Origin of the sequence: Actinomadura sp. 6K520 (assembly GCF_004349245.1) — a bacterium.
Taxonomy (GTDB): domain Bacteria; phylum Actinomycetota; class Actinomycetes; order Streptosporangiales; family Streptosporangiaceae; genus Spirillospora.
Genome location: NZ_SMLC01000338.1, coordinates 1 through 3,206, shown reverse-complemented (window position 1 = coordinate 3,206; position 3,206 = coordinate 1). Strand labels below are relative to the sequence as shown.

4 protein-coding genes are annotated in these 3,206 nt (G+C 74.8%); 3 read left to right on the top strand and 1 reads right to left on the bottom strand.

Annotated elements, in window-relative coordinates; translation table 11 throughout:
- From E1289_RS37005 to E1289_RS36995, 3 genes are all read left to right on the top strand, one after another.
- Positions 1 to 1,023 (top strand): Tm-1-like ATP-binding domain-containing protein (locus tag E1289_RS37005; RefSeq protein WP_207929409.1); only part of this gene is annotated, 1,023 nt, incomplete at its 5' end.
- On the top strand, positions 1,020 to 1,841 hold the full coding sequence (locus E1289_RS37000; RefSeq protein WP_131988757.1) for a phosphoenolpyruvate hydrolase family protein: 822 nt from the start codon (positions 1,020 to 1,022) through the stop codon (positions 1,839 to 1,841). The genes E1289_RS37005 and E1289_RS37000, both read left to right, overlap by 4 nt.
- A complete protein-coding gene (locus E1289_RS36995) occupies positions 1,841 to 2,248 on the top strand; it encodes a cupin domain-containing protein (RefSeq protein ID WP_131988755.1) in 408 nt (135 codons plus the stop codon). The genes E1289_RS37000 and E1289_RS36995 overlap by 1 nt, the downstream gene beginning before the upstream one ends.
- 5 nt (positions 2,249 to 2,253) lie before the next feature.
- On the opposite strand, the gene E1289_RS36990 is transcribed toward E1289_RS36995, so the two are convergent.
- On the bottom strand, positions 2,254 to 3,206 hold a 953-nt coding region (locus tag E1289_RS36990), incomplete at its 5' end, for an ROK family protein (protein WP_131988753.1).

The window sequence follows — 3,206 nt, the reverse complement described above, 5'->3', positions numbered from 1 at the left end:
GGGGACCGGGGTCCGGCCGTCACGGCGATGGGGGAGGGCGCGGCGGCCGTGCTCGCCGGGCTGGAGCGGGTCGACGCCGTGCTCGCGGTCGGCGGGAGCGGCGGGTCCTCCATCGCGGCGCGGGCCGTGCGGGATCTGCCGATCGGGCTGCCCAAGCTGATCGTGTCCACGATGGCGTCCGGGGACGTGACGCCGTACGTGGGCGCGAAGGACGTGACGATGATGTACAGCGTCGCCGACATCGCGGGTGTGAACCGGGTGACGCGGCTGGTCCTCGGGAACGCGGCGGCAGCGGCGGCCGGGATGGCGAAGGCGTACGAGGCGGCGGCGTCCGAGGCGGCGCGGCGGGCGCCGGAGGCGGACGAGCGGCCCCTGGTCGCGGCCTCGATGTTCGGGGTGACGACACCGGCGGTGGACGCGGCGCGGCAGCGGCTGGAGGAGCTGGGGTACGAGGTGCTCGTGTTCCATGCGACCGGGGCCGGGGGCCGGGCGATGGAGGGGCTCGTGGAGAGCGGGCTGGTGGCGGGCGTCCTTGATCTGACCACGACGGAGCTGGCCGACGATCTGGTGGGCGGTGTCCTGTCGGCCGGGCCCGACCGGCTCACGGCGGCGGGACGGCGCGGGGTACCGCAGGTCGTGGCGCCCGGTGCCCTGGACATGGTCAACTTCGGGCCGCGCGAGACCGTTCCGGAGCGGTTCGAGGGGCGCGATCTGTACGTCCACAACCCGACCGTGACGCTGATGCGGACGACGCCGGAGGAGATGGCGGAGCTGGGACGGCGGGTGGCGGCGAAGCTGGCCGCGGCGACCGGGCCGACGGCGCTGTTCGTCCCGCTCGGGGGCGTGTCGGCGCTGGACGCGCCGGGGATGCCGTTCCACGACCCGGCGGCGGACGAGGCGTGTTTCGCGGCCATGGCGGGCGCGGTGGAGACGGAGAGGCTCGACGTGAACATCAACGATCCGTCGTTCGGCCGCGCGATGGCCGAGCGGCTGCACCGGATGATCTCGGGGGGAGCGCGATGAAGCGGGGAACCGTCCTGGAGCGGCTCCGGGCCGCCGTCGCCGAGGGCAGGCCCGTCATCGGCGCGGGCGCGGGGACCGGGCTGTCCGCCAAATGCGCCGAGGCGGGCGGGGTCGACCTGATCATCATCTACAACTCGGGCCGGTACCGGATGGCCGGGCGCGGCTCGCTGGCCGGGCTGCTCCCGTACGGCGACGCGAACCAGATCGTGGTGGAGATGGCGTCCGAGGTGCTGCCCGTCGTCAGGGACACGCCCGTCCTCGCCGGGGTGTGCGGCACCGACCCGTTCCGGGTGATGCCGGTGTTCCTCGACCGGCTCAAGGCCATGGGGTTCGCCGGCGTGCAGAACTTCCCGACCGTGGGGCTCTACGACGGCGTGTTCCGGCAGAACCTCGAAGAGACCGGCATGGGCTTCGAGCTGGAGATCGAGATGGTGCGGCTCGCGCACGAGCGCGACATGGTCACCGCCCCGTACGTCTTCGACGAGGATCAGGCGCGGGCCATGGCGGAGGCGGGCGCCGACGTCCTCGTGCCGCACGTCGGGCTCACCACGAAGGGCAGCATCGGCGCGGGCACGGCGCTGACGCTGGACGAGGCGGTCGAGCGGGTGCAGGCCATGCGGGACGCCGCGTTCGCCGTCCGCCCGGAGGTCCTGGTGCTGTGCCACGGCGGGCCGATCGCCGAACCGGACGACGCGGCGTACGTGCTCTCGCGCACCGAGGGCGTCGTCGGCTTCTTCGGGGCGTCCTCGGTCGAGCGCCTGCCGACCGAGCGGGCCATCACGCGGCAGGTGGCCGCCTTCAAGAATCTGGAGCTCTGATGCTGGTCAATCCAGGAGACGTGACGACGATGACCTTCGACTGGGGGTCCATCAAGTGGTTCGTCACGCCGTCGTCCGTGCCCGGCGCGGGCAGCACGCTCGGGGAGGTGATCGTCAATCCCGGCAAGGGGCACGCGCGGCACAACCATCCGGGCGCCGAGGAGGTCATCTACGTGATCTCCGGGGAGGCGGCGCAGATGGTGGACGACGGCAAGCCGTTCCGGATCGGCGAGGGCGACGCGGTCCACATCCCGAAGGGCGTCTGGCACTCGACGTACAACACGACGTGGCGCCCGCTCCGGCTGATCGTCACCTACACGCCGGGCGGCGAGGAGAAGGCCCTGGAGGCCGCGCCGGACCTGCGCCTGCTCGCGGCCGGCGCGGTCCCGGAATGGAGCCAGTCCTAGCCGCGTCACCGGGGCCGGCCGCGTGACCAGGCATCCAGGCCCTCTTCGGTGAGCAGGACGTCGAACGCGGCGTCGGCGGCGCCGATGAGCGGTCCCTGCGGGCCGAGGGGCGACCGCAGGACGGGCGGCGGCTCGGCGCGGCGGTAGCGCATGAGGGCCGAGGTGTAGCCGTCCTCCAGGGCCGCGGGCGTGCGCGCGATCAGGTCGGGGGCCAGGCCGGAGAGGGTGACGACGTCCGGGTCGAGGGCGTTGACCAGGGCGCCCATGCCCCGGCCGAGGGCGTGGGCGGCGCGTGCGACGGCGTCCAGGGCGGCGGGGTCGGACGCGGCCGAGGCGATGATCTCGCCGGCCGCGGTGCGCGGGTCGGCGGGCGCGGGACGGCCGAGGGCGCGGGCCATGGCGCGCCCGTCGACCGCCAGGTCCCAGCAGCCGCGGGCCCCGCACGGGCACTCCAGCGCGGGGTCGCCGAACGGCATGTGCCCGAACTCGCCGCCCGTGCCGGTCGCGCCGTCCACCGGGCGCCCCTCCACGACGAGGATGCCGCCGACGCCGACCTCGACCGTCAGGTGCAGGACGACCCGCGCCGCCGCCCCGGCCCCGCGCCGCGCGTCGGCGAGCCCCACGAGCGAGGCGTTGTTGCCGACGATGAGCGGGATTCCGGGCGGCTGCAGCGGCCCGAGGGCGACGTCGCGCCAGCCGAGCCCGGACGCCTGGATGATCGTCGTCCCGCTGACCGTCCCCGCGACGCAGACCGACACCGCGCGGACGCGCCGGGCGTAGTGGGCGTGGAGCGCGGCCACGTGCGCGGCGAGCGTCCCGACCAGGCCGGGGGAGCCGGAGTGGCGGCCGGTGTCCTCGGTGATGACGCGGCCGCCGAGTTCGACGCAGGCCACCCGCCACTCCTCGTGGCTGATGTCGACGACGCAGACCAGCGGGCCATGGGGGTGCGCGGCGAGGG

What these genes read in the sequence shown, in the direction of transcription:
- E1289_RS37000 (WP_131988757.1), top strand. Translation starts at nt 1,020, where the DNA reads ATGAAGCGGGGAACCGTCCTGGAGCGGCTCCGGGCCGCCGTCGCCGAG.
- E1289_RS36995 (WP_131988755.1), top strand. Translation starts at nt 1,841, where the DNA reads ATGCTGGTCAATCCAGGAGACGTGACGACGATGACCTTCGACTGGGGG.